At 64.6% G+C, this 25932-nt stretch carries 23 protein-coding genes; 13 read left to right on the forward strand and 10 right to left on the reverse strand.

Annotation, left to right across the window (positions count from 1 at the left end; all coding sequences use genetic code 11):
* Nucleotides 1–234, reverse strand: a 234-nt coding sequence (locus tag HG262_RS23720) for a hypothetical protein (protein WP_169273354.1), incomplete at its 3' end; no start/stop codon positions are given.
* 349 nt (nucleotides 235–583) lie between these two features.
* Between HG262_RS23720 and HG262_RS23725 the strand changes: the two genes are divergently transcribed.
* Nucleotides 584–787 carry a hypothetical protein gene (locus HG262_RS23725; RefSeq protein ID WP_169273355.1) on the forward strand — a complete coding sequence of 68 codons (204 nt, stop codon included), beginning with the start codon at nucleotides 584–586 and terminating at the stop codon, nucleotides 785–787.
* 60 nt (nucleotides 788–847) lie between these two features.
* Here the strand turns inward: HG262_RS23725 and lysA are convergent, their stop codons facing one another.
* Together lysA and HG262_RS31215 are read right to left on the reverse strand one after the other, a co-directional pair.
* A complete protein-coding gene (gene lysA, locus HG262_RS23730) occupies nucleotides 848–2140 on the reverse strand; it encodes a diaminopimelate decarboxylase (protein WP_169273356.1) in 1293 nt (430 codons plus the stop codon).
* On the reverse strand, nucleotides 2137–2400 hold the full coding sequence (locus HG262_RS31215; RefSeq protein WP_348984421.1) for a lipoprotein: 264 nt from the start codon (nucleotides 2398–2400) through the stop codon (nucleotides 2137–2139). The genes lysA and HG262_RS31215 overlap by 4 nt, the downstream gene beginning before the upstream one ends.
* On the opposite strand from HG262_RS31215, the gene cyaY reads away from it, so the two are divergent.
* Nucleotides 2351–2680, forward strand: coding sequence for an iron donor protein CyaY (gene cyaY / locus HG262_RS23740; RefSeq protein ID WP_006227433.1), 330 nt, complete (start codon nucleotides 2351–2353; stop codon nucleotides 2678–2680). The genes HG262_RS31215 and cyaY overlap by 50 nt on opposite strands.
* Before the next feature lie 132 nt (nucleotides 2681–2812).
* Here cyaY and HG262_RS23745 read toward each other — a convergent pair whose 3' ends face one another.
* Nucleotides 2813–5257 (reverse strand): PBP1A family penicillin-binding protein, encoded by a 2445-nt coding sequence (locus HG262_RS23745; RefSeq protein ID WP_169273358.1) that lies wholly within the window; start codon nucleotides 5255–5257, stop codon nucleotides 2813–2815.
* Between the two features lie 114 nt (nucleotides 5258–5371).
* Between HG262_RS23745 and HG262_RS23750 the strand changes: the two genes are divergently transcribed.
* The 3 genes from HG262_RS23750 to HG262_RS23760 are packed head-to-tail and all read left to right on the forward strand — an operon-like array spanning nucleotide 5372 to nucleotide 8238.
* Nucleotides 5372–6013, forward strand: a complete 642-nt coding sequence (locus HG262_RS23750; protein ID WP_169273359.1) for a shikimate kinase — start codon at nucleotides 5372–5374, stop codon at nucleotides 6011–6013.
* On the forward strand, nucleotides 6010–7086 hold the full coding sequence (gene aroB, locus HG262_RS23755; RefSeq protein ID WP_169273360.1) for a 3-dehydroquinate synthase: 1077 nt from the start codon (nucleotides 6010–6012) through the stop codon (nucleotides 7084–7086). Before HG262_RS23750 ends, aroB begins: the two co-directional genes overlap by 4 nt.
* A gap of 24 nt (nucleotides 7087–7110) precedes the next feature.
* Entirely contained in the window at nucleotides 7111–8238 is a 1128-nt protein-coding gene (locus tag HG262_RS23760) for a deoxyguanosinetriphosphate triphosphohydrolase (protein WP_169273361.1), read from the forward strand.
* 21 nt (nucleotides 8239–8259) lie between these two features.
* Here HG262_RS23760 and HG262_RS23765 read toward each other — a convergent pair whose 3' ends face one another.
* Nucleotides 8260–9453, reverse strand: coding sequence for a M20 aminoacylase family protein (locus HG262_RS23765; protein ID WP_169273394.1), 1194 nt, complete (start codon nucleotides 9451–9453; stop codon nucleotides 8260–8262).
* Between the two features lie 32 nt (nucleotides 9454–9485).
* Nucleotides 9486–10490 carry a tripartite tricarboxylate transporter substrate binding protein gene (locus HG262_RS23770; protein ID WP_169273395.1) on the reverse strand — a complete coding sequence of 335 codons (1005 nt, stop codon included), beginning with the start codon at nucleotides 10488–10490 and terminating at the stop codon, nucleotides 9486–9488.
* Between the two features lie 113 nt (nucleotides 10491–10603).
* On the opposite strand from HG262_RS23770, the gene HG262_RS23775 reads away from it, so the two are divergent.
* The gene (locus HG262_RS23775; RefSeq protein ID WP_169273362.1) at nucleotides 10604–11506 is read left to right on the forward strand and encodes a LysR family transcriptional regulator; all 903 of its coding nucleotides are present in this window, start codon (nucleotides 10604–10606) and stop codon (nucleotides 11504–11506) included.
* Between the two features lie 17 nt (nucleotides 11507–11523).
* Here the strand turns inward: HG262_RS23775 and HG262_RS23780 are convergent, their stop codons facing one another.
* A complete protein-coding gene (locus HG262_RS23780) occupies nucleotides 11524–12186 on the reverse strand; it encodes a glutathione S-transferase family protein (protein ID WP_169273363.1) in 663 nt (220 codons plus the stop codon).
* Nucleotides 12187–12232: 46 nt separating this feature from the next.
* Complete coding sequence (gene uvrA / locus HG262_RS23785) at nucleotides 12233–15088, reverse strand: excinuclease ABC subunit UvrA (protein WP_169273364.1); 2856 nt, start codon at nucleotides 15086–15088, stop codon at nucleotides 12233–12235.
* Nucleotides 15089–15280: 192 nt separating this feature from the next.
* Here uvrA and HG262_RS23790 point away from each other — a divergent pair, with 192 nt between their 5' ends.
* From HG262_RS23790 to HG262_RS31225, 7 genes are all read left to right on the forward strand, one after another.
* Entirely contained in the window at nucleotides 15281–16465 is a 1185-nt protein-coding gene (locus tag HG262_RS23790) for an MFS transporter (RefSeq protein WP_169273365.1), read from the forward strand.
* 300 nt (nucleotides 16466–16765) lie between these two features.
* A complete protein-coding gene (gene ssb / locus HG262_RS23795) occupies nucleotides 16766–17287 on the forward strand; it encodes a single-stranded DNA-binding protein (RefSeq protein ID WP_169273366.1) in 522 nt (173 codons plus the stop codon).
* 516 nt (nucleotides 17288–17803) lie between these two features.
* Nucleotides 17804–18715, forward strand: a complete 912-nt coding sequence (locus HG262_RS23800) for a Wzz/FepE/Etk N-terminal domain-containing protein (protein WP_169273367.1) — start codon at nucleotides 17804–17806, stop codon at nucleotides 18713–18715.
* A 229-nt stretch (nucleotides 18716–18944) separates the two neighbouring features.
* Complete coding sequence (locus HG262_RS23805; protein WP_169273368.1) at nucleotides 18945–20357, forward strand: flippase; 1413 nt, start codon at nucleotides 18945–18947, stop codon at nucleotides 20355–20357.
* Nucleotides 20354–21547, forward strand: coding sequence for an O-antigen ligase family protein (locus HG262_RS31220; RefSeq protein ID WP_169273369.1), 1194 nt, complete (start codon nucleotides 20354–20356; stop codon nucleotides 21545–21547). The genes HG262_RS23805 and HG262_RS31220 overlap by 4 nt, the downstream gene beginning before the upstream one ends.
* A gap of 12 nt (nucleotides 21548–21559) precedes the next feature.
* The gene (locus HG262_RS23815) at nucleotides 21560–22771 is read left to right on the forward strand and encodes a glycosyltransferase family 2 protein (RefSeq protein ID WP_169273370.1); all 1212 of its coding nucleotides are present in this window, start codon (nucleotides 21560–21562) and stop codon (nucleotides 22769–22771) included.
* A 44-nt stretch (nucleotides 22772–22815) separates the two neighbouring features.
* On the forward strand, nucleotides 22816–23868 hold the full coding sequence (locus HG262_RS31225; RefSeq protein WP_169273371.1) for a glycosyltransferase: 1053 nt from the start codon (nucleotides 22816–22818) through the stop codon (nucleotides 23866–23868).
* A gap of 19 nt (nucleotides 23869–23887) precedes the next feature.
* Here HG262_RS31225 and trpA read toward each other — a convergent pair whose 3' ends face one another.
* Both trpA and trpB read right to left on the reverse strand, forming a co-directional pair.
* On the reverse strand, nucleotides 23888–24679 hold the full coding sequence (trpA, locus tag HG262_RS23825) for a tryptophan synthase subunit alpha (RefSeq protein ID WP_169273372.1): 792 nt from the start codon (nucleotides 24677–24679) through the stop codon (nucleotides 23888–23890).
* A complete protein-coding gene (gene trpB / locus HG262_RS23830) occupies nucleotides 24676–25884 on the reverse strand; it encodes a tryptophan synthase subunit beta (protein ID WP_169273373.1) in 1209 nt (402 codons plus the stop codon). The genes trpA and trpB overlap by 4 nt, the downstream gene beginning before the upstream one ends.
* Between the last annotated feature and the right edge of the window lie 48 nt (nucleotides 25885–25932).

Raw genomic sequence — 25932 nt, forward strand, 5'->3', positions numbered from 1 at the left:
GGCGTTCGCCGCGGCGATGGGCGCGTTGCGGCCAGTGCAGAACACGCCCACGCCCACGCCCACGCCCACGCCCGAGGCCATGTCCGCTTTCGTCCCCTCCGCGACGTTGCCGACGGACGGGCTGCCCGCAGGCGACGATGGGCCGGCGCGCGCAACGGCCGAGCAGTCGATAGAGGTGCCGCCAGAGGTCCCGGCTCGTCGCCGGCGCATGCTGCCATTGACGGCGGTGCTCATCGCTCTGTTGCTGGCAGGGGGAGGTTATGCCTGGGTGCGAATGAAGACGCCGCCCGTTCAATTGGCCGGTACGCCACAGACGTCGTCGCCCGCTCCCGCGCGGGCGCCAGAGACGCCTCCAGCCGGGCCTTCGACGCCTCCAGCCGAGCCTTCAGCGGCGCCTCCTGGCGGTTCTCAAACCGGGCCTCAAGCCACGTCGCCCGTGGCCCCTCAAGCCGCGCCTGCCGCCGCCGCGCCGCCCGCGAGTGCGGAAGCGCCGCCGGCACCGGCCTCGGCCACCGGAGCGGGATCCGCCGATACGCCCGCGCCGCCGGCTGCGGTGCCGCCGACGCCGCCCAAAGCGGCGCCCGTGGCGGTCCGCGTAGCGGTGCGTCCATGGGGAGAGGTGCTGATCAATGGCCGTTCACGCGGGGTGAGCCCGCCGCTGCGGGAGATTTCCCTGGCGCCGGGCCGCTACCAGGTGACGGTGCGCAATGCGTCGGCGGGCGACCACAGCATGACGTTGACCGTCGCGCCGGACCGGCCCGCCGTTATTTCGCACGAGTTCAAGTAAGCGGATGGAAAACCGCGCCTGGCCGCCGGGCCTTGTCCGACGTCGGGTGCCGGTGCCGGATCAGGGCAGGGTGGACTCGCCCTTGAGCAGATCGTCCAGGGTTTCCCGCTGGCGCACCACGTAGTACCTGTCGCCGTCGACCATCACTTCTGCCGGACGGACGCGCGCGTTGTAGTTGCTGGCCATCGCCATGGCATAGGCGCCCGCCGATTCCACCGCCAGCACGTCGCCCTGCTGGATCGTCAACGGCCGCTGCCGGGCCAGCCAGTCGGCGCTTTCGCAGACCGGGCCGACGATGTCGTAGTCGGTCGGCGCGCCTGCGCGTGGCCGCAGGGCCCGCACGCCGTGGAACGCGTCGTACAGCGCCGGGCGCAGCAGGTCGTTCATCGCCGCATCGACGATGGCGAAGTTGCGCGCTTCGGCATGCTTCAGGTATTGGACCGTGGTCAGCAGCACGCCGGCGTTGCCGACCAGCGAACGGCCGGGTTCCAGCACCAGATGCAGATGCCCGTGGCCGCGCGCGTTCAGCCGTTCGAAGACGCGGTCAAGCAGGGCCTTCGGTGAAGGCGGCGTCTCGTCCGCATAGCGGATGCCCAGGCCGCCGCCCAGGTCCAGATGCGCGATCCGGATGCCTTCCCGGTCGAGCGTGTCGATCAGGTCCAGCAGTTTTTCCAGTGCGTCGAAATAAGGACTGATGTCGGTCAGTTGCGAGCCGATGTGGCAATCGACGCCGACGATGTCCAGGCCCGGCAAGGATTGCGCCGTGCGGTAGGCGTCCAGCGCCGCGTCGATGGCGATGCCGAACTTGTTCTCTTTCAGGCCGGTGGAGATATAGGGGTGCGTCTGCGCGTCGACGTCGGGGTTGACTCGTAGCGACACGGGCGCTCGCAGGCCCATGTTTTCGGCGACTTCCGACAGCCGATGCAGTTCCGCCACGGATTCCACGTTGAAGCACTTTACCTGGGCCGAGAGCGCGTCGCGCATTTCCCAGGCTTGCTTGCCCACGCCCGAAAACACGATTTTCGACGGGTCGGCGCCCGCCGCCAGCGCGCGCTTGAGTTCGCCACCAGACACGATGTCGAAGCCCGCGCCCAGGCGCACGAATTCCTTCAGCACCGCCAGGTTGGAATTGGCCTTCATGCCGTAGCAGACCAGCACCGGGTGTTGCCCGACCGCGCTGCGGTAGATTTCCCAGGCGGCCTTCAGCGCGGCGCGCGAATAGACGTACAGCGGTGTGCCTAGCCCATGCGCCAGATGGTCCAGGGGCACATCCTCGGCGTACAGTACGTTATTGCGGTACCGGAAGTAGGGATGGCCGGCCAGGTCTGGCTGCACGGGGTAGGCGGGCGTCATGGGAGGGTCGGCGCCGGTGGAATCTGCTGGGTGGGCTGCGTCGGCGAGCGCGACGGCGGCTTGCCGTCAGGCGTCGGCATATACAAAGGACCCTTGTACCCGCAGGCCGCAACCATGCCGGAGGCCAAGAGCGTGGCTACAATGCGAAGAGCCATGCGGCTGAATGCCAATTGGAACACTGGGAACTCCGTAATTCTTGCAGGCTCGATTATGACCGAAACCGAATTTCTTGCGTTGATCGACCAGGTGCTGGACAGCATCGAAAGCCAGGCCGATGACTGGGCGGCTTCGCTCGACGTCGACGTCGAAACCAGCCGCAGCGGTAATGTGCTGACGATGGTGTTCGAGGACAATACCCACGTCGTGGTGAACAGCCAGGCCGCCATGCAGGAGCTGTGGGTGGCCGCGCGCAGCGGCGGCTTCCACTACCGTTACGACGGCCAACACTGGAACGATACCCGAGGCGGCCCGCAATTGCCCGACGCCTTGTCCCAGATCTGCTCCGCCGCGGCGGGCGTCCCCGTGACGCTGAAGCTGTAAACCCGACCGCCCAAACAAAAAGCCGGCCTATCAAGGCCGGCTTTTTTCATCGCCGGGCCGCCCCACGATGAAAATGCCCCCTTGCTGGGCCGCAAACCCGCTTAGCGGGTGCGGCGTGGGGGCATTTATCTTTTAGAACGGGATCTTTTGCGACCAGGGGGCGGCGTTCTGCGACCCCACGCCCGGTGCAACCTTGATCTTCGTCTCTTCGTTGCCGCTGCCCAGGCCGTGCAGGAATTCACCCAGCGTGTCGGCTTCGGCCAGCCCCAGGCGGGCGACCGCTTGTCCGGGCGGGAACTCCGAGAAGTAGAACTCGCCGTTCTCGACGATGATGCCGTCGGGACGGGCGCGCGGCTTTTCTTCCGGCACGCCCTTGAGCACGTCCTGCATGTAGTCGACCCAGATCGGCATGGCGACGCCGCCGCCGGTCTCGCGCGAGCCCAGCGATTTGGGCTGGTCGAAGCCCAGCCACGAGGTCGCCACCAGGTTCGGCGTGTAGCCCGAGAACCAGGCGTCAACGGATTCGTTGGTGGTGCCCGTCTTGCCGGCGATGTCGTTGCGCTTGAGCAGGGCCCGGGCGCGCGCCGCGGTGCCGTAGGTGGCCACGCCGCGCAGGATGTCGTCCATGATCCAGGCGGTGCGCGGGTCGATGGCGCGCGCGGCCGCGTCGCCGGCCACGACCGGCTTGGATTGCATGATGACCTTGCCGTTGCTGTCGGTGACGCGGTCGATCAGGTAGGGCGTGACGCGGTAGCCGCCGTTGGCGAATACCGAGAACGCGCCGGCCAGCTGCAGGGGGGTGACCGAGCCTGCGCCCAGCGCCAGCGGCAGCACGGCCGGCTGGCGGGCCTTGTCGAAGCCGAAGCGGGTCAGGTAGTCCTGCGCGTACTGGGGGCCGATGGCTTGCAGGATGCGGATCGACACCATGTTCTTCGACTTGTACAGGCCCTGGCGCAAGGTCAGCATGGGCTCGTACTGGTTGCCGTAGTTCTTGGGGTTCCAGGCCTTGGAGCCGGTCTGCGCGGCGGTCAGCTCGAACGGCTGGTCGGAAATCTGCGTGGCCGGTGTCAGGCCGCGCTCCAGCGAGGCCGCGTAGATGAACGGCTTGATGTTCGAGCCCGGCTGGCGCCAGGCCTGCGTCACGCGGTTGAAGTTGCCGCGGTAGAAGTCAAAGCCGCCCACCATGGCGCGGATGGCGCCGTCTTGCGGGGCCAGCGCCACGAAGGCCGCCTGCACCGAAGGCAGGTTGATGATTTCCCAGTTGTCGCCGAACTTGCGGATGTAGACGACGGAACCGCGCTTGATGCGCTGTTCGGGCTTGGCCTTGTCGTTGAGCGCGCGGGCCACCACGCCCAGCACCTTCTTGTCGGTGACGGTGATGATTTCACGCGAACTGCGCGCCAGCTTCACCTCGGTCGGGCTGGCCGACAGCACCAGCGCCGTCAGCAGGTCGCCGCTGTCGCTGAACTTGTCGAACACGCCGTCCAGGAATTCGTCCAGCGCAGCCGGATTGTTCTCGGTGCCCGGGGGCAGGTCCAGTTGCTCTTCAGGGCCGGGGTAGGGCGCGCGGCGCGTGTATTCCAGCACGCCTTCGCGCACGGCGCGGTAAGCCGCTTCCTGGTCCTTGGACTGCACGGTGGTGTAGATGTTGATGCCGCGCGAATAGACGTTGTCCTGATACACGTTGTACAGCAGTTGGCGCGCCAGTTCGGCCACGTACTCGCCGTGGATGGAATAGCCGCCAGCCGGCGTGCCTTCCGCCGATTTCATGACGATCTGCTGCGCCATCGCTTGCTTGTACTCGGGCTCGGTCAGGTAGCCCAGCGATTGCATGCGGCCCAGCACGTAGCGCTGGCGCAACTCGGCGCGGGGGCGGTTCGAGATCGGGTTAAAGCGCGACGGGGCCTTGGGGATGCCGGCCAGCATGGCGGCTTCGGCCGGGGTCACTTCCGACAACGGCTTGCCGAAGTAGGCGCGCGACGCGGCGGCGAAGCCGTAGGCGCGGTGGCCCAGGTAGATCTGGTTCATGTAGAGCTCAAGGATCTGGTCCTTGGTGAGCTCGGATTCGATCTTGAACGTCAGCAGCAGTTCGTAGAACTTGCGGGAATAGGTCTTTTCAGACGACAGGTAGAAGTTGCGCGCCACCTGCATCGTGATCGTGCTGGCGCCCTGCGTCTTCGACATGTTGATCAGGTTGGTCAGGCCGGCCCGCGCCACGCCCATCCAGTCGATCCCGCCGTGCTGGTAGAAGCGGTCGTCTTCGGCCGCCAGCACAGCGGACTTCATGACATCCGGGATTTCGTTGAAGCGCAGCACGTTGCGGCGTTCTTCGCCGAATTCGCCGATCAGGACGCGGTCCGCCGTATAGACGCGCAGCGGCACCCGCGGGCGATAGTCCGTCATGGCGTTCAGGTCCGGCAGGTTCGGCCAGGCCAGCGCCAACGCCATTCCGGCCAGCAGTACGCCGCACAGGAACAGGCCGGCACAGAAGATGCCGGCCTTCACGAAGAATCGCAGTATCGGGGAGCCGCTCTTGGCGGGCTTGTCTTTCTTGGAGGAATTCTGGGGCTTGCTCATCGCGGCGATTTTACGGGACTCTCCGGGCCCGGCTTAGCGCGGGGGATCGGTTTCTGTAACAAGATAGTTCAATGTGGTGCGCGGGCAACTGGCGGCAGATGTGATAATGCCGTCATGAACTTTTCCGCCAACTCATGTCCGGAGGCTGATCCGGACCCAGCGCCCTCCGATGAGGGGCTTGAAAATGTGCCTTGCGCTTTGGAGTGCACAGGCAAGACCGTGTCGTTGCCGCACGACCTTCCCGTCTTCCTGGTCGGGATGATGGGGGCGGGCAAGACGACCATCGGCCGGAGCCTGGCGCGTGCGTTGGGGCGCGAGTTTATGGATCTGGATCATGAGCTCGAGGCGCGTTGCGGCGTGCGGGTGCCGGTAATCTTCGAAATCGAGGGCGAAACCGGCTTCCGCCGCCGGGAGTCCGCCGCCTTGGAAGAGTGTACCCAACGGCGCAACATTATTCTTGCCACCGGTGGCGGCGCGATCCTGGCGGCGGAAAACCGTCAGCGCCTGCATGAACGCGGCATCGTCGTCTATTTGAGGGCCAGCGTGGACGAATTGTTCCGCAGGACCTGCCGCGACCGCAACCGCCCCTTGCTGGCCACCGCCGACCCCCGCGGCACCCTGCGAGACCTGATGACCCTGCGGGAACCCCTCTACAAGGAAGTCGCCGATCTGGTGGTGGAAACCGGCTCGACGCCCATCCATACCTTGGTCAAGGCGCTGCTGCCGCAATTACAAGCCTTTGAGAAGCGCATATGAACGTTGTTGATGTCGACACCCCGGGCGGAAGCTATCCGATCCATATCGGCCCCGGGCGCATCGATGCTCTGGACCAGTGCATCCCCGCCGACGCCACCGCCATCGCGGTCGTCACCAACCCCACGGTGGCGGCGCTGTACGGCGAGCGCGCCGAAGCGGCGCTGGCCCGCACCGGCAAGCGGGTGCTGCGCATTGAGCTGCCCGACGGCGAGGCCTACAAGGACTGGCAGTCGCTGAACCTGATATTCGACGCCCTGCTGACCCATCGCCTGGACCGCCGTTGCGTGCTGGTGGCGCTGGGCGGCGGCGTGATCGGCGACATGACGGGGTTTGCGGCGGCCGTATACATGCGCGGCGTGCGCTTCCTGCAGGTGCCCACGACCCTGCTGGCCCAGGTGGATTCGTCGGTGGGCGGCAAGACCGCCGTCAATCATCCGCTGGGCAAGAACATGATCGGCGCCTTCTACCAGCCGGTGGCGGTGGAAATCGACACGGATGTGCTGAACACCCTGCCGGCGCGCGAAGTGTCCGCCGGCCTGGCCGAAGTGATCAAGTACGGCCTGATTCTGGACCCGGCCTTCTGGGCCTGGTGCGAAGACAACGTGCAGGCGCTGCGCGACCTGGACCCGCAGGCTATCGCCTACGCCATCCGCCGCTCTTGCGAACTGAAGGCGCAGGTGGTGGGCAAGGATGAACGCGAATCCGGCCTGCGCGCCATCCTGAACTTGGGCCATACCTTTGGCCACGCGATCGAATCCGGCCTGGGCTATGGCGCTTGGCTGCATGGCGAGGCCGTGGGCTGCGGCATGGTGCAGGCGGCTGAGTTGTCGGCGGACGTGGCCGGCTTTGACCGCGCCGACGTCGAACGCGTGCGCGCGCTGGTGGCGGCCATCGGCTGCCCGGTGGTGGCGCCCGATCTGGGCGCGGACCGCTGGCTGGACCTGATGCAGGTCGACAAGAAGACCGAAGGCGGCTCGATCCGCTACGTGCTCATGCCCCGCCTCGGCGAAGCCTTCATGCAGGCAGCCCCGGACGACGCGGTGCGCGCCGTCCTGGCCCGCACCACTCAATAACCGCGACCGGAGACGGTGTTGCAGATGAAAGAACTGGCTTCCTACGCATCCGACCCGTCTCAATCGCGCGGCCGGACTTATGCCGAGCCGCCGCCTGAAAATCGGACGGAATTCCAGCGCGACCGCGACCGCATCGTGCACTCAGGCGCCTTCCGGCGCCTCGAATACAAGACGCAGGTCTTCGTGAACCACGAAGGCGACCTGTTCCGGACCCGGCTGACGCACAGTCTGGAAGTGGCGCAGATCGCCCGCACGCTGGCCCGCAGCCTGGGGCTGTCCGAAGACCTGACCGAAGCCATCTCTTTGGCGCACGACCTGGGCCACACGCCGTTCGGCCACGCCGGCCAGGACGAGCTGAACGCCTGCATGCGCGAACTGGCGCCCGAGGCCGGCGGCTTCGAGCACAATCTGCAAAGCCTGCGCGTGGTCGACGAGCTTGAAGAACGCTACGCGGACTTCAATGGCTTGAACCTCTGCTTTGAAACCCGCGAAGGCATCCTGAAGCACTGCTCGGTCACGCATGCACGCCAGTTGGGCGATGTGGGTGAACGCTTCCTGAACCGCACGCAGCCGTCGCTGGAAGCGCAACTGGCCAATCTGGCGGACGAGGTGGCCTACAACAACCACGACATCGACGACGGCCTGCGGTCCGGGCTGATCACGCTGGAACAGCTGCAAGACGTCTCGATTTTCGAACGTCACCACGCCTATGTGCTGGACCGCTATCCGGGCCTGGCTTCGCGCCGCGCGGTGGCGGAAACCATCCGGCGCATGATCAATACGCTGATCGTGGACCTGACGCAGACGTCGTTGGCGCGCATCCGCGACGCGGCGCCCGCCAGCGCCGACGATGTACGCCGCTCGCCGCCGCTGGCGGGCTTTTCAGACGATATCCGCCGCGAGGCCGATGCGCTGAAGAAGTTCCTGTTCGACAACCTGTACCGGCACTACCGGGTGCTGCGCATGACGACCAAGGCGCGCCGCATCGTGCGCGAATTGTTCGTGGCCTTCCTGGAAGACCCGCGTCTGCTGCCGCCGGATTACCGCCGCCCGGCCTTCAATGAGCAGGCCCGCGCCATTGCCGATTACATCGCCGGCATGACCGACCGCTACGCCATCCGCGAACACAAACGCCTGTTCCAGATGGCGTAGGTCGGTCCGCCATCGCGCGTGTCAGCGCGTCAGATAGCGCTGGGTCAGCAACACCCAGTACGCCGCGCCCACGGGCAGGCTGTGGTCGTTGAAGTCGTAGCCGGGGTTGTGGACCATGCAGGCGCCATGCCCGCTGTTGAATCCCTCTACCGAGCCGTCGCCGTTGCCGACCAGCAGGTAAGAGCCGGGCACGTCCTCCAGCATGAAAGCGAAGTCTTCGCTGCCGGTCAGGGGCCGGGTCTGCGGATCCACGTTGTCGGCGCCGACGAGTTCCACCGCCACCTGCCGCGCAAAATCGGTTTCCGCCTGGGTGTTCACCAGCACCGGATAGCCGCGGGCGTAGTCGATCGTCGCCTGCACCTGGTAGCTGGCCGCCTGGTTGTGGACAAGCTCGGTGATGCGCGCCTGCAGCGTGTCGCGCACGCTGCGGTCCAGCGCGCGCACGCTGAGCTTGAGGGTCGCGGTCTGCGGGATGACGTTGTTGGCGCGACCCGCGTTGAACGCGCCGACGGTGATCACCGCCATGTGCAGGGGGTCGATGTTGCGGGCGACGATGCTCTGCAGCCCCATTACGATCGCGGCGCCCGCGACGACGGGGTCGGCGGCGCGATGCGGCACCGCGCCGTGTCCGCCCACGCCTTCCAGCACGATGGTGACGTTGTCGGAGGACGCCATGGTGGGGCCGTCGCGCAGCAGCAGGTGGCCTTGCGGGTGGCCGGGCATGTTGTGCATGGCGAAGATGGCGTCGCAAGGGTACTTCGCGAATAGCCCGTCTTCCATCATGCGCTTGGCGCCGCCCAGCCCTTCTTCGGCGGGCTGGAAGATCAGGTTGAGCGTGCCGTCGAAGTCGCCATGCCGGGCCAGGTGGTGCGCCGCGGCCAAGAGCATCGCCGTGTGGCCGTCGTGGCCGCACGCATGCATGACACCCTCGTTGCCGCTGGCGTGCGGCAGGCCGGTAGCCTCCTGGATGGGCAACGCGTCCATATCGGCCCGCAGCCCCAGGCGCTTGCCGCCGTCGCCGCGGCGCAATTGCCCTACGACGCCGGTGCCGCCCAACCCGCGTTCCACGTCATAGCCCCATTGCGTCAGGCATTGCGCCACCAGGTCGCTGGTGCGGAATTCCTGGAAGCCGAGTTCGGGATGGCGGTGGATGTCCCGCCGGATCGCGATGAATTCGTCGGCTTGGGCGGTCAGGGTTTGCAAGATCGGATGCATGGCGGGTCGTTCCTTGTTTTCAAGTGCTGCGGTCATGGTTTGCCGGCCAATTCCAGGCGGCGCGAGATCTCGCGGAAGCGGACAGTTTCGGTGCGGTACATCGCTTCCGCTTCGTCCGCGCTCATCGGCGCCGACACCAAGATGTTCTGGAATTCCAGGCCGCGTTTCACGGCGGGGTCCTGCATGGCGTCGTTCAGCGCCGCGTGCAGGCGCAGGACGACGTCTTCAGGGGTGTCGCGCTTGACGAAATAGCCGGTCCACGTGGTGAAGTTGAAGCCCTTCAACTGCTGGCCTTCATTGACCGACGGCACGGCGGTCAAAGCGGGGAGTTGGCTGCGCTGCGGGTCCAGCGTGGCAATCAGCTTGATGCGCCCCTGTTCGGCCAAGGCCATCTGCTGCTGCGACAGCGGCAGGATGGCCAGATCGACCTGGCCGCCGCCGATGTCCTGCATCAGCGGCGCGCCGCCTTTGTAGGGCACGTGGATCATGGTGGCGTCGAGGGTGCGGGCCAGATGTTCGCCCAGCACGTGGTAGAGAGAGCCGACGCCCACGCTGCCGAACGTCAGCGGCTGGGACGCCGAGCGCGAGCGCGCCAGCGCGGCCAGCTCGTCGGCGCTGTTGGCAGGCAGGTCGCTGCGCGCCACGATCACCATCGGCGCCATGCCGATCATCTGCACCAGCCGGAAGTCCTCACTCTTGAGCTTGACCGCGGGGTTGGCGATCGGCGACAGGATCAGTTCGTTGGGCGAGCCCTGGAACAGGTAGTAGCCGTCCGATTTGGCCGCCAGGACCTTCTGCGCGCCCAGCGCGCCGCTGACGCCGCCCAGGTTCTCGACCAGCACGGGCTGGCCCAGCGTCTTCGATACCGGGGGCGCCACCAGGCGGGCAATGGCATCGGAAGTGCCGCCGGCCGGGTACGGCACCATCATCATGACGGGCCGGCTGGGATAGTCCGCCGCCTGGGCCCCTTGGGCCAGCAGCAGCGCCGCGCCCAGTGCCAGGGCCCGTGCAGCCGGGCGCCAATGATCGGAAAGCATGCTCACGAGTTTCCCCTTGTGATGTGGTTGTGATCCGCATGCTAGGGACTGGTCTCGCTAGTTGTCTAACGAATTGTTATTCTGGAAGCTAGAAAAAAAACTCATACCAGGACATGAATCTCAAGCAGTTCGAACATCTGTTGGCCGTGGCCGAAGCAGGTTCTTTCAGCCGCGCGGCCGAACGCCTGCATCTGACGCAATCGGCGCTGAGCCGCAGTGTGCGCCTGCTGGAGGAAGACTTGGGCGCGTTGCTGCTGGACCGCATGGGAAAGCGCACCGAGCTGACGCCCTTGGGCCTGACCGTGGCCGGCCGCGCGCGGCGCATCCTGTTCGAATCGGCTGAATTGCGCCGCAGCGCGGAATTGGTGACCCACGGGGATCAGGGCACCCTCAGCATCGGCCTGGGCTCGGGGCCTGGCGCGATGCTGATGACGCCGCTGCTGACGCATGTGGCGCAACGGCACCCGCAACTGCACCTGGAACTCATGCGGGGGCCGCTCGAGGCGCATCTGGGGCTGCTGCGCGAGCGGCGCCTGGACGCGCTGGTGGTCGATACGCGGGGCATCGTGCCCGCGGCAGATCTGCGCGTGGAGCCGGTCTCGCAGATGCGAGCCGGCTTCATTTGTCGTCGTGGACACCCCTTGGCCGGGCAGGCGCAGGCGCCGCGTTTCGCCGACATCGCGGCCTATCCCTTGGCGTCCACCTTTCTGGCGGCCGACACCGAGCGCATCCTGATCGAGCAGTTCGGCATCGAGCCGGATCCGCGCACGTCGGTGCGCCTGCGTTGCGACGAGATCGGCAGTCTGCTTGAAGCCGTCCGCGTATCCGACGCGGTGTTTCTGGGGATCGTGGGCGCTGCGCGCGCCAGCATTGCAGCCGGCGAGCTCATGGAATTGCCCACCGATCCGCCGCTGCGCAGCCATGCGCTATTCGCGTTGGTGACCTTGACGGGCCGGACCGAAGCGCCCGCGACGGCGCTGCTGCGCGCATTCATGGCGCAGCGGCTGCACGACTGAGCGGATCGGCCGCCCCGTCAGCGGTGCTTGCGGTAGGGCTCGTCTTCGGGAACGAAGGTGGCCTCGGCGCGCGCGTCTCGCATCCATTCCTGCATGGCCGGCAGCGCCAGCACTGCGTCCATGTAGTCGCGCACCGGGCCTGCGGCCGTGACGCCATAGGTGGTGAAGCGCGAGACGACCGGCGCGAAGAAGGCGTCCGCGATTGAGAAAGCCCCGAACAGAAACGGGCCGCCCTGGCCGAATTCGGCCCGCGTGTCGCGCCAGATGGATTGCAGGCGCGCGATGTCCTGCTTCGCCGCTTCAGGCAGGTCGATGCCGGGCAGGTGGGCTTCGATGTTCATCGGCATGGCCTGGCGCATCGCGGAAAAGCCGCTGTGCATCTGCGCGGCCAGCGAACGCGCGCGGGCTCGTGCCTTCGCGTCTTTCGGCCAAAGCTGCGCTTCGGGGTGTTGTTCAGCCACGTATTCACAGATGGCCAGGGAATCCCAAACGGCGAAATCCCTGTCCAGCAGCACGGGCACCAGACCCGCGGGCGACACCGCCCCCACCTGGCGCGTGAACGCTTCCGTGAGGAGTCCGAGCTTTTGCTCGGTAAAGGCAACGCCCGTGGCGCGCAGGGCGATCCACGGACGCAAGGACCACGAGGAGTAGTTCTTGTTGGCGATGATCAGGGTGTACATGCCGCATTTCCTTCTGCAGGGGGGGCCGGGTTATCCGCTTCAACGTTCATCTTTCGGCATTGCGGCGCAGCAGCTTGCCCAGGTACTGCCCGGTGTGGCTGGCCTGCGCGGCCGCGACGACCTCGGGGGTGCCTTGCGCCACGACGTAGCCGCCGCCGTCGCCGCCTTCCGGACCCATGTCGATCAACCAGTCGGCCGTCTTGATGACGTCCAGGTTGTGTTCGATGATGAGTACGGTATTGCCGCTGTCGACCAGCTGGTTCAACACCTGCAACAGTAGCTCGATATCCCGGAAATGCAAGCCGGTGGTGGGTTCGTCCAGGATGTATAGCGTGCGCCCGGTGCTGCGGCGTGACAGCTCCAGGGACAGCTTCACGCGTTGCGCTTCGCCGCCCGACAGCGTGGTCGCGCTTTGGCCCAGGCGAATATAGGACAGACCGACGTCGATCAACGTGTGCAGCTTGCGGGAAATCGCGGGCACGGACTCGAAATACTCCAGCGCCTGCTCGACCGTCAGGTCCAGCACTTCGCTGATGTTGCGGCCGCGGTACCGGATCTCAAGCGTTTCGCGGTTGTAGCGCTTGCCGTGGCAGACGTCGCAAGGCACGTACATGTCGGGCAGGAAATGCATTTCGACTTTGACCACGCCGTCGCCCTGGCAGGCCTCGCATCGGCCGCCCTTGACGTTGAAGCTGAAACGGCCGGGGTCGTAGCCGCGCGTGCGTGCTTCCGGTACGCCGGCGAACAGCTCGCGGATGGGCGTGAACAGGCCCGTGTAGGTGGCCGGATTGCTGCGCGGCGTGCGGCCGATGGGGCTTTGGTCCACGCTGATGATCTTGTCGAAGTTCTCCAGCCCCTGCATGGATACGTAGGGGGCGGGCTCGCTTTGCGCATGGTGCAGCTGGCGCGACACCGCGACCGCCAGCGTGTCGTTGACGAGGGTGGACTTGCCGGACCCCGACACGCCCGTCACGCACACCAGCCGCCCGGCCGGAATGCGCAGTTCCACGTCTTTCAGGTTGTTGCCGCTGGCGCCGGTCAGGGTCAGCCACGGCAATTCGTCGTTGACGGGACGGCGCGGCGGGATCGCGATTTCGCGCGCGCCGCTCAGGTATTGGCCCGTCAGCGAATTCGGGTCGCGCTGAACGGTTTCGGGGTCGCCTTGCGACACGACTTCGCCGCCGTGCTCGCCCGCGCCGGGCCCCATGTCCACGACCCAGTCGGCCATGCGGATCATGTCCTCGTCGTGCTCGACGACGATGACGCTGTTGCCCAGGTCGCGCAGGTGCTGCAAGGTGCCGATCAGGCGGTCGTTGTCGCGCTGGTGCAGGCCGATGGAGGGCTCGTCCAGTACGTACATCACGCCGGTCAGCCCCGAACCGATCTGGCTGGCCAGTCGGATGCGCTGCGCTTCACCGCCCGAGATTGTGTCGGCGCTGCGGTCCAGCGACAGGTAGTTCAGGCCGACGTTGTTCAGGAAACTGAGCCGCGCTTCGATTTCACGCACGATGCGCTGCGCGATCTCTTGTTTGGCGCCGGTCAGGTTCAGGTCGCGGAACCAGGCCAGGCAGGCGGACAGCGGCATGGCCTCGACTTCGTAGATGGCCTGGCCATGGCGTTCGCCGCCGCGCGGATCGTGGCCGATCAGCACATTGCGGGCTTCGGGACGCAGGCGCGAGCCGGCGCAGTCCGGGCAGGTCTTGATATTGCGGTACTTGCCCAATTCTTCGCGCACCGTGGCCGAATCCGTTTCGCGCCAGCGGCGCTCCAGGTTCGGGATGACGCCTTCGAACGTGTGGCGCTTGACCGTGCTGCGGCCCTTCTCGTTCAGGTAAAGGAACGAGATCTCTTCTTCGCCGGAGCCGTACAGCACCTTGTCGCGCAGCGCTTCGGGCAGCTCTTCGAAGGGGGCTTCGATGTCGAATTCGTAATGCGCCGCCAGGCTGGTCAGGAGCGAATGCGTGAACGCGTTGCGGCGGTCCCAGCCGCGGATCGCGCCGGCGGCCAGGCTCAGTTCCGGGAAGGCGACGACGCGTTTCGGGTCGAAGAAGCCCACTTGGCCGATGCCGTCGCAACTGGGGCAGGCGCCCATCGGATTGTTGAAGCTGAACAGCCGCGGTTCCAGTTCCGGCAGGCTGTGGCTGCACACCGGGCAGGCGTAGCGGCTGGAGAAGACCTGTTCGCGTTCGCTGTCCATGTCCAGCGCCAGCGCGCGGCCGTCGGCCAGCTGCAGGGCGGTTTCAAAGCTCTCAGCCAGGCGCTGCTTGCTTTCGGGTTTGATGCGCAGACGGTCGATGACGACGTCGATGTCGTGCTTCTCGGTCTTTTTCAACGGCGCCATGCCGTCGATTTCCACCAGTTGCCCGTCGATGCGCAGCCGCACGTAGCCTTGCGCTTGCAGGCTGGCGCATTCGTCCTCGAAGCTGCCTTTCTTGCCGCGGGCGATGGGCGCCAGCACGGCCAGGCGCGTCTCCGGCGTCCAGCCCAGCACCGCGTCCACCATCTGGCTGACGCTTTGCGCTTGCAGCGGCAGGCCGTGGTCCGGGCAGTAGGGCGTGCCCACGCGTGCGTACAAGAGGCGCAGGTAATCGTGGATCTCGGTGATGGTGCCGACCGTGGAGCGCGGGTTGTGCCCCGCGGCCTTCTGCTCGATCGAGATGGCCGGCGACAGGCCTTCGATCAGGTCCACGTCCGGCTTGTCCATCAGCTGGAGAAATTGGCGGGCGTACGCGGACAGGCTTTCCACGTAACGTCGTTGGCCCTCCGCATACAGCGTATCGAACGCCAGCGACGACTTGCCCGAGCCGGACAGGCCGGTGACGACCACCAGTTTGTGGCGCGGCAGGTCCAGCGAGACGTTCTTGAGATTGTGGGTGCGTGCACCCCGGATGCGTATTGTCACGTCGGTCGGGCGTCCATAGGCTCTTTTAAGCGGTTTCAAAGGCCAACTTGGTACTATAGCGCGCCGAATCCCCCCGCGTTCAGGGTAGTCCGTCAAGTTGGACTGAACCGGGTCCGGCGCGGCACCGCTAGATCAGACCGTGAGCGTGTGACATTCACGCGCGCCCGCCCTTGTCATTGTTGAAATTTCCGCATGCCGGCAGATACCAGACTGAAATTGACCCCATCCGAGCGCCGCGCCAGTATTGCGCTGGCCGGCCTGTTCGCCGCGCGGATGCTGGGGTTGTTCCTGTTGCTGCCGGTGTTCGCCGTGGCGGCCGCCGGGTTGCCGGGCGGCAACGACCCGGCCCGCGTCGGTCTGGCGCTGGGCATGTACGGGCTGACCCAGGCTTTCATGCAGATCCCCTTCGGGCTGGCGTCCGACCGCTGGGGCCGCCGCCCGGTCGTGCTGTTCGGCCTGCTGCTGTTCGTGGCGGGCAGCATCGTCTGCGCCCAGGCGACGGACGTTTATTGGATCACCATCGGTCGCGCCATCCAGGGGGCGGGCGCCATTTCCGCCGCCGTCACGGCCTGGCTGGCCGACGCCACCCGCGACGAGGTGCGCACGCGCGCCATGGCCATGGTGGGCGGATCGATCGGCCTGTCGTTCGCCGTGTCGCTCGTCCTGGCGCCCGTGCTGGTGGGCTGGTGGGGCCTGTCGGGCCTGTTCTGGACCATCGCCTGTCTGGGCGTCATCTGCCTGGCCGTGGCGCGCTTTGCCGTGCCGGTGGTGCCGCGCACGCAGGCCCGCACCATGCAGGCGGCCAATGCCCGTGCAGTCCTGACCCATCGGGACCTGTTGCGCCTGAATTTCGGCGTGTTCGTGCTGCATTTGATTCAGGTGTCACTGTTTGTTGTCGTGCCGGCCCTGCTGGCCAAGGTCGGCGGCCTGGACGCGCGCGAGCTCTGGAAAGTCTATTTGCCTGTCATTCTGGTGTCGTTCGTACTGATGGTGCCGGTGGTGTTCATTGCGGAAAAGCGCCGTGCGCACCGGGGCGCCTTGCGCGCCGCCGTGGCGGGGCTGGTGGCGGTGTGCGCCTTGCTGCCAGCGGCCAGCCACGGCTTTTACACGCTGGCCATCGCACTGACGGGATTCTTCGTGGCCTTCAACGTACTGGAAGCGCTGCAGCCGTCGCTGGTGTCGCGCGTGGCCCCGCAGGCCTACAAGGGCCTGGCGCTGGGCTTCTACAACACGGCCCAGGCCGCAGGCCTGTTCGCAGGCGGCGCATTGGGCGGTTGGCTGGCGTCGTATTCAGGCGCCAGCGCCGTTTTCATCGGCGCCGCCGTCCTGTCCGCGGTTTGGCTGGCCGTGACGTGGGCGCTAAGGCCCCTGGCCTGAGCCTGACGGGGATGCGTCCCCGACGGTGCCGGAAAGTCGCTGATTGTGTCGCCTACGGCGGTCAACGGCCCCGAATTCGTTTTCCGTACGGGACGGATTTGTCACCAATGGCGTTTGGCGCGGCGGGCGCTTTTCGTCGATAATACGTACCAAATTAGGGCTTCACCCGGCGTCGCCGGTCATCGTTGCGGTGACCGGCGTGTTTCATGAAGCCGGTCTTCAACATCGCTTTTTATGTTGTTGCCGGCGCGCTCGCGGCAACGCACAGGCGCAGGCTGTCAACAACAGAGGGACAACGGCATGGCATCGGTTAACAAAGTCATTCTTGTGGGCAATCTGGGGCGCGACCCGGAAGTCCGCTACAGCCCCGACGGGGCGGCAATCTGCAACATGTCGATCGCCACCACTTCGTCCTGGAAAGACAAGGCCAGCGGCGAAAAGCGCGAAGAAACCGAATGGCACCGCGTCGTCATGTACAACCGCCTGGCTGAAATTGCCGGCGAATACCTGAAGAAGGGCCGTTCGGTCTACATCGAAGGCCGCCTGAAGACGCGTAAGTGGCAAGACAAGGACACCGGCGCTGATCGCTACAGCACCGAAGTCGTCGCCGACCAGATGCAAATGCTGGGCGGCCGTGAAGACGGCGGCGGCGGTGGCGCAAGCTTCGGCGGTGGTGGCGGCTACGACGACGCACCGTCGCGTCCGCAGCAGCAGCGTGCCCCGGCGCAACGCCCGGCGCCCCAACAGCGCCCGGCCCCCGCAGCGGCTCCTGCCAGCAGCGGCGCCAATCTGGCAGATATGGACGACGACATTCCGTTCTAATCACGCGCTCTAAAGAAGCGGCCGTCGAGTTTGCGTTGGTAAAGCGGCCGCTCTTCTCTTTCTCTCCCTCCCCCAAGCAAATCGCAGATGCCCGGCCCGCGTCCTCAGCACGCCGGGCGGCATCCTGGGTTGTGCCCGGGCGCTCGGGATTGACCGCAGCGGATCGCGGATTCCAGATCGAACGCATCGATATGAAGACACGCCGGCAGGCCCGGTAGTACCATTCCGATTACAAAAAATATCTAGTTGTGTGTAACCCCCCAGCGCGCATCGGGAAGTACGCACGAATGCTGAAACGTTCACGTATTTTTATGTTGCAGCAAATTCATATCGTTGCCATTGCGGGTCGGAGACTTGTCTTTCCACGCTTTCTGTTCAATCAAATAATCTAAACGTTACTTGCCGGCTGGTTATCCCGCTGCTACGCTTTTCCTCGATCAAATGAGTGTTGCGGAAAAGTGACAGCACCAGGTCTGTGGCCGAAGGGGCAGGGGCGTCGCCAAGCAAAGGATATTTATGCAGGATGAGAATTACTCCCGGAATGTCACGACGGGCGATGGTGCCGCGGCCTCGACGGCGAAGTCTGAAGACATATTCCCGATGGACTTCATTGGAAATATGTTCCGTAACTGGAAGATATTGGTTATCGCGGCGTTATTGGGAGGCGCCTGTGCAGTAGGCGCCTATTTTTATGCCACGCCAAAATGGCAAGCCCGCCTGCTAATCCAAGTGGGTAAAGTGTCGGCAAGCGCGGAACGCGACAGCACACTTATCGAAGGCGTCAGCCAGACAGCCTATCGAATCCGCAGCAAGGAATTCGTCGATGCCGTGATTAGATCGACGGGTTATACGCAGACGGGCGCCGGCGAGGCTGAACCGCCGGAAGTCAGGCTGTTCCGCAGTTCATTGCGGCCGAGCGACATCGCGGGTACCGATTTCCTGAAAGTGGAGTTTCTCGGTTATTCACGTGAGCAGTTGAAAAAATATGCCGATGCACTGGCGCAACAACTTTATGCTGCACATAACCATGTTCCGGATGCGCTGAAAGCTGAATTGAAATCAGCTCAGGAAAAGAATAAAAATGAACTCGCCGCGGCTGAGGCGACGTATGACCGTCTGACGAAGGCATTCGGCAATGTGCAGCAGCAGCCGCAAGATGCGCAATTGCTTTCTGCGTCTGTCTTGACCGCGCAGGTTCAGAACAGTGCGGCGTTGATTGAATCGTTGCGAAAAGTCCAGCGGGACCTGGACCGCCGGGCATTCCCCACGAATTTGTATCCCACGGTTATTTCCCAGTTGGAAATCGATGACCGGCCGGCTTCGCCGAAACTCAAGTTCTTCTTGCTTGCCGGTTTGGCCTTTGGTTTTTTCTGTGGATTCATATTTTCTATTTTCCGCAAGACAACCCGATTGGATCGATTGCGCTGACGTTTGCATGCCCCGGCCATTCTCGAAGAAAGGCATTCCGCCTGATGGCGGACTCGGGGCACGGCAATATGCGGCTTGTGGCAGTGCCTGAATCCAGGTCGAGCCGCCGATAATCCCCGTTGCATCGACGGAACGGGGAAAAAGGGCCGACAACGGTTTTGGCGTTGCGCGTAATGAACTTTGCCTTGGTTGGCTCGTGAAACTAGTCAGACATTCCCTCTATAACTTGATGGGCCTCGGGCTGCCGCTCGTCGTGGCGGTATTCAGCATTCCCGTGCTGATCAAAGAGCTGGGCGACGCCAGGTTCGGGCTGCTGACATTGATCTGGGCCGTCGTCAGTTACCTGAGCCTGTTCGATCTGGGGTTGGGCCGAGCGCTGACCCAGCAGCTGGCAGTGATGCTTGCGGGCAAGGAACGCCACCGGGTCGGTGCGCTGGTCACGACCGCGATGACCGTGATCACGGTCTTTGGCGTGGTGGCGGGCGTCCTGATGGCGGCGCTTGGCCCGTGGGGGCTCGGATTCATCCAGTCCATCCCCGACCGTCAGGAAGCGATCAACGCCATATGGATCATGGCCCTTGCCATGCCCACCGTCGTATTGACATCCGGTTTCCGCGGAATACTCGAGGCGCGGCACGCGTTCGCGATCGTCAATATCATCCGGTTGCCGATGGGGTTGTTGACCTTTCTCGGGCCCCTGGCGGTGGTGATGTACGGCACGCCCCGATTGGATGTGATAACCATCGTGCTGGCTGGCGGACGCGTCGTGACCTGTGCGCTGCACGCTTGGTACGCCAAGCGTGTGTTGCCCGACGACGCGGGCAGGCTGCACTTCGACAGGACGCTGATCGGACCGTTGTGCAGCTCTGGGGGCTGGATGACTGTCAGCAACGTCGTCAGTCCGCTGATGAGCTACGCCGACCGGTTCATCGTCGGTGCGGTGCTGTCCTCGGCCGCGGTCGCCTATTACGTCACGCCTCAGGAACTGATCACCAAGCTGTCGATTCTGCCGAATGCGCTGACCGCCGTGTTGTTTCCGACCCTGGCCGCGCAGATCGCGCGGCGGGACGAGGCCGCGATCGCGTTGATAAGAAAAGCGGTGGTCTGGATATTCCTGGCGTTACTGCCCGTCACCGCGGCCATCGCCCTATTCTCCAAAGAACTTCTTGTGCTGTGGGTCGGCGAGGCCTTCGCCTCGCAGAGCTATGTCTTGCTGCAGATATTCTCGGCGGGCATGTTCATCACCTGCATCGCCCAGATTCCCTTCACCGTCATCCAGGGGGCGGGGCGATCGCATTTGACGGCGATCATCCATGTCATCGAAGCCCCGTTGTTCCTGATATCGCTGGTTGTCCTGTCCCGCCATTATGGTTTGACGGGGGCGGCCATCGCCTGGTTCCTGCGCGTGGCCATCGATGCCGTCCTCATGTTCTGGGGGGCAAAGGTCGCGTTGAACCGATCGATGTTCTCGGGGTCGAGCAGGAACGTGCTGTTGATTTCGCTATTCGCGGTGGCGGGATTCGCCGGGGTAGCGATTCCCGGCATGTTGGCGCGTGCCGCATGGGTGGCCGGCGTTGTCGCCCTGGTGTTGTTGATCGCATACCTGACAGGCTTTCGCGGCCGGCCGGAGGTGCGTGCGTGAGGCAAGACGCGCTCTCATCCCGATATGACGTCCAGGCAGGGATATTCCTTATCCTGTTGCCGTTCTTCCTGTTGTTCGTGGGTGATCTGCAGGTGCCGGTCGGAGAAAGCACAATGACGGTCCCGATGGGGATGCTCATCGTGTTTCCGCTGCTGCTGCTGTGCATGGCGCTTGTCCGCATCGTGATACCGTCGTCGGTCCTGTTGCTGATCGGCACGCTGTTCTTCGGGATGGTGGGGCTGGTATTGACGCCAGAGGGGGCCCTTTTGCGGGGCATGGCGGGGACCTTGCCGCTGCTGTACGCGATTTGCATCTTGATGGTCTACGCCCAGTTCTATCGCTATATCGCCGTGGAGCGGGCCGTCGGGATGATGCTGGCAGGAGGCGTCGTGCTGGCTGTCATGGCGATAGCCCTGTTTGTCGTTGCCGTGATGAGCCCTGGCGGCTATTACGAACAAAAGCTGCTTATCGAGACGCCTTTGGGGCGCTCGAATTATCTGGCGGCTTTTTTGATTTTCCTCTTTGCGTTGGCGCTGGCGAAACAGCGTGCGCTGGCCTTGCTGTTCGCGCTTGCGGTGTTTTGCACAATGTCGCGGGGCGGCGCGCTGATGTTCCTGCTGTTTCTCGTCGCGCTGCAAATGGCGAAGTGGAAAATGCTGTGGCTTGTCTGGGTCGGGCCCCTGGTCTTGTTTCTTGCCGCGACGCTCCTTGTCTCGGTCGACCACCAGCAGTCCATTGCCGCGCTTGCCGGGCCGTATCAAGGCGAAGTGCTTTCGATCATCAATCGTCTATTGCTGTGGTCTTTCGGGTTCGACTTGTGGATCCAGCACCCGTTGTTCGGCATCGGCCCGAACACCTTCAGGACGTTCGTGGAACTCAATCCGGGCATCGAGAATGTATGGGGTGCGCATAATTCCATTATTCAGATGCTGCTGAACTACGGGTTGCTTGGCACAGGCCTGTATGTGCTGTACATCCGGGAGATCTATGTGCGTCTACGCCGTGCGGAACTGACCGCCCCCTGGTTCCGGTACTTGCGGGTGGCGTTCGTCGTGCTGCAGGTATTCGGACTGTTCGAGCCGCTGGTCGGTTCGGCAGCGTTTGAAGTACTGCTTGCTTATATGCTGATTCTGGCCTTGAGGCAGGCGTCTTCGCCAGCCTTGGCCAACACACCGAAAATCGCGAAATAATCTATCCAAATCATGGAAACTCTGCTCTCTATCGCAATCCCCACGCATAACCGCTCGCAGTACGCGATTCATGCGATTCAATCCATCCTGGCGATAAAAAGCCAAAAGCTGGAGCTTGTGGTCAGCGATACCAGTACGGACGGGGCTCTTGAGGCGCTCGTCCAGCAGGCAGGACCAGCGCTTGGCGAGGATCCGCGGTTCAAGTATTTGCGCCCCACTGAACGTCTGGACATGACAGGCAACCACAATTACGCGATCGCTGCGGCGACGGGCGAGTTCGTGTGCCTTATCGGCGATGACGATACGATCACCGAGGATCTGCTTCTGGCGGCGGAATGGGCCAAGGCGCAGCGGATCGATGTGATCGCGCCCACGGTGATGTCGAACTACGTCTGGCCCGATTTCAGGTCGCGGCACTTTGGCGCCGGGCATGCCGGGCGGTTGTACCTGCCAAGCCGGATCGGGCCGGCGCACGTCCGCCAATCGTCGGACAGCGTGACGCAGGCATTGGCGAATGCCGCCCAGGGGACCGACGGATTGCCGAAGATCTACCACGGCGTCGTACGCCGGAGCGTCCTGGAGAAAGCAAAGCAATTGTCTGGAGCCTATTTCCATGGGTCCAGCCCGGACGTGTCCGGCGCGATCGGGCTTGCGCTTTGCACGGACCGCTTTGTTGAAATCGATTATCCCCTGACAATTCCCGGCGCATCCGGCGGCAGTAATACCGGCCGCAGCGCGATGAACCAGCACAAGGGGAAGCTGGGCCAGGAGTCGCAGACCAAGGCGTTCGAATCCGCGGGCTGGAGCGAGGGCGTGCCGCGGTTCTTCTCGGTCGAAACGGTATGGGCGCACGCCGCGCTGGAAACCATCGCCAAGATCGCGCCCGCGAATGTGCAACGCTTCAATTTCGCCCGGCTGATCGCCGTGTGCGAAGCGCTGCACAAGGAGTACGCGAATGAGATCGCGCAAGCGATCCCCCGGGCCGCGAAGATCGTTGGCGTGCCGGAAGCGGACTTCTTGAAGCAGGTCTCTGCCGAGAAAGGAAAATTCCGCAGGCAGCGCTTGATCAAACTGCTGCGCCGCGCGATGAAGCCGACGGTTGCCGGGGGGCGGGAATACAAGGGCGGCATCGACAGGGTGGACCTGGCGCCGGCGGTACTCAAGGCGCATATGGAAAGCCGGCATTGGAGCTGGGACAAGGCGCTGGAAAGCAAGCCGAAGTGATCGCCGCAGCGACAGGCGAAATGCCGTATTTGGAGAGTTGAGCAGTGACCGCCAGCATGATTCTTTACGCGCCCAATGTGCATACGGGAGGCGGCGTCGTTCTACTGCGCGCCTTGTTGGCCGACTGGCCCGCCGGACAACACCTGGTCGCCTATCTGGATGCCCGCGCGCAGGCGCTGGTGCCTATCCCCGCCGGCGCCAAGGTCCATTGGGTCGAGCCGTCTATCCGATCCCGCATGAATGCCGGCTGGCAACTGCGCAACGAGGCAAAAAAGGGCGATACCGTTTTCTGCTTCCATGGCTTGCCTCCCCTGTGGCCCAGCCGCGGGCGTATCGTGGTGTTTCTGCAGAATCGGCTTTACTTGAGCGATGGCTCCGGTTCGCGGCGGTCTTTGCGTCCCAGCGCCATCCGGCAGGAAATTGAACGCCGCATCGGCACATTCTGCCGGCGGCGCGTGGCGGAGTACATCGTCCAGACGCCGTCGATGGCGCGCGACCTTATCCGCTGGTACGGCGCATCGCCCAACGGAGAGCCCGTGGTTCGCGTGCTGCCCTTTCTGGATGCGCTGCCCACCGCGTCCGACGCCGCCCGGCACTCCGCGGAATGGGATTTCGTGTACGTGGCGGACGGCGTACCGCACAAGAATCATCGGATATTGGTCGAGGCCTGGCGGCTGCTTGCGCAAGATGGCCTGCGCCCGTCATTGGCGTTGACGCTGAGTGCCCGTGACGGTGAACTTCGGCGGGAAATCGAGCAGTCCGCCGCCGAGGCGGGGCTGCGGATAACAGACCTGGGCCAAATGCCGCACCAAGACGTGCTGGCGCTTTATGGCAAGTCGAAGGCGATCGTATTCCCGTCGTCGGCTGAATCGTTTGGCTTGCCGCTGATCGAAGCGATGCACATGGGGCTGCCGATCCTGGCGCCAGAACTCGATTACGTGCGCGACGTCTGTGTTCCGGCCCAGACATTCGACGCCGGGTCGCCCGTATCCATCGCCCGCGCCGTCAAACGGTTCCTCGGCGCTGCCGAAAGCCCGCTGGTCCCGCTGGCCCCGCATGAATTCTGGAAGCAGCTGTTGCCCCGGACGGACCAATAAGGCGCCACGCACCGGCCGTTCAGACGGCCGCCCGGATCCCCTCGGATAGCTTTCGCACCTCGTCCAACGCCGCCTCGACGCCGCCCGTCGCCAGCACGTCCACCAGCCGCGTGCCGACGGCGACCAGGTCGGCATGGCGGCTGACGGCGCCGGCCTGCTCGGCGGATCGTACGCCGAAGCCTGCCGCGATAGGCAACTGCGTCCTGGCTCTTACCCGTTGCAGGGACTCGGCGATCACGTCATCGGACGGCAAGGCGCCGCCCGTGGTCCCCGCCAGCATGACGTGGTAGACGAAACCGCTTGCGCTGCGCAGCACTGTGTCCAGCCGGGCGGCGGGCGTCGTGGGAGCCGTCATCCGGATGATGTGGATGCCATGCGCTTGCGCCTGCAGGTCGATCTCGCTGGCATGGTCTGGCGACAGGTCCACGATGATCAGCCCATCCACGCCCGCCTGGCCCGCATCGGCCATGAAGGCCGCCACGCCGGCCTGCAGCAAGGGGTTCAAATACCCCATCAGCACGATCGGGGTTTGTTGATCCTGGTGCCGGAATGCGTGGACCAGATCGAAGGTCCGCCGCATCGTCTGACCGGCGCGGATGGCCCGGTCATTGGCTAATTGAAGAACGGGGCCGTCCGCCACCGGGTCGCTGAACGGCATGCCCAGTTCGATCACGTCCGCGCCGGCCGCGGGCAGGCGATGCAAGAGGCGCAGGCAGTCGTCATAAGAGGGGTCGCCCGCGGTGAAATACGCGGCCAATCCCGATCTGTCAGCCGCCCGTAGCGCGGCGAGTTTATGTTCCAGGCGGCTCATGTCGATGCTCCGGAAAATTGCAGGACGGTGTTCATGTCTTTGTCGCCCCGGCCGCTCAGGCAGACCACGATGGTCTTGTCCGCACCCAGGCGCGGGGCAAGCTGTCGGGCATAGGCCAGCGCATGCGCGCTTTCCAGCGCGGGGATGATCCCTTGCTTCTGCGTCAGCCACCGATAGGCGTCGACCGCTTCGTCATCGGTGACCGAGACATAGTTCACTCGGCCTGTGTCGTGCAGCAGGGCGTGTTCCGGCCCGACGCCGGGGTAGTCCAAGCCGGCCGAAATCGAATGTGCGTTGGTGATCTGGCCGTCGGGATCCTGCAGGAAGTAGCTGCGACAGCCGTGCAGCACACCCATCCGGCCCGCGCCGATGCTGGCTGCGTGATGCGCGGTGCTGACGCCATGTCCGGCGGCTTCGACGCCGTGCAACTGCACCTGTGCATCATCCAGAAACGGATAGAAGAGGCCGATCGCGTTGGAGCCACCGCCTACGCAGGCGATCATCGCATCGGGCAAGCGGCCTGTTTTTTCCAGGATCTGCGCGCGGGTCTCTTCGCCGATCACCTTTTGGAATTCCCGGACGATCCAGGGATACGGATGCGGCCCGGCGCCGGTGCCCAGCAGGTAGTACGTGTCGTCCGGGTGGGCGATCCAATCGCGGATGGCCGCATTCATCGCGTCCTTCAGTGTTGCGCCGCCGTCCGGTACGGCCCGCACTTGCGCGCCCAGCATCTTCATGCGCGCCACGTTGGTGGCTTGGCGTTCGACATCGACCGCGCCCATGAAGATCACGCATTTCAGGCCGAACAACGCACAGACCGTGGCGGTGGCTACCCCGTGCTGGCCGGCGCCGGTCTCCGCGATGATCCGCGTCTTGCCCATTCGCTTGGCCAGCAAGATCTGGCCCAGGCAATTGTTGATCTTGTGAGCGCCGGTGTGGTTCAGGTCCTCCCGCTTCAGGAAGATGCGGGCGCCGCCAAGCGATTCGGTGATCGCGCGGGCATAGAGGAGGGGGCTGGGCCGCCCGACGTAATCCGCCAGCATCGACCGGTACTCGCGCCAGAACGCGTCGTCGTGCAGAACGTCGCGATAGGTCCGCTCCAGATCATCAAGCGCCGGGATCAAGGTCTCGGGCATGTACCGGCCGCCATACTGGCCGAATTGCCCAAGAGTGTCGGGGGAGGCGGGGTGGGGAGCAAGAGACATGGCGTTAACCCGTTGAACACGTTACAGCTATGGTACTGAGAGAAATTT

The sequence above is a fragment of the Achromobacter sp. Bel genome, from assembly GCF_012928505.1.
Taxonomy (GTDB): Bacteria; Pseudomonadota; Gammaproteobacteria; order Burkholderiales; family Burkholderiaceae_B; genus Achromobacter.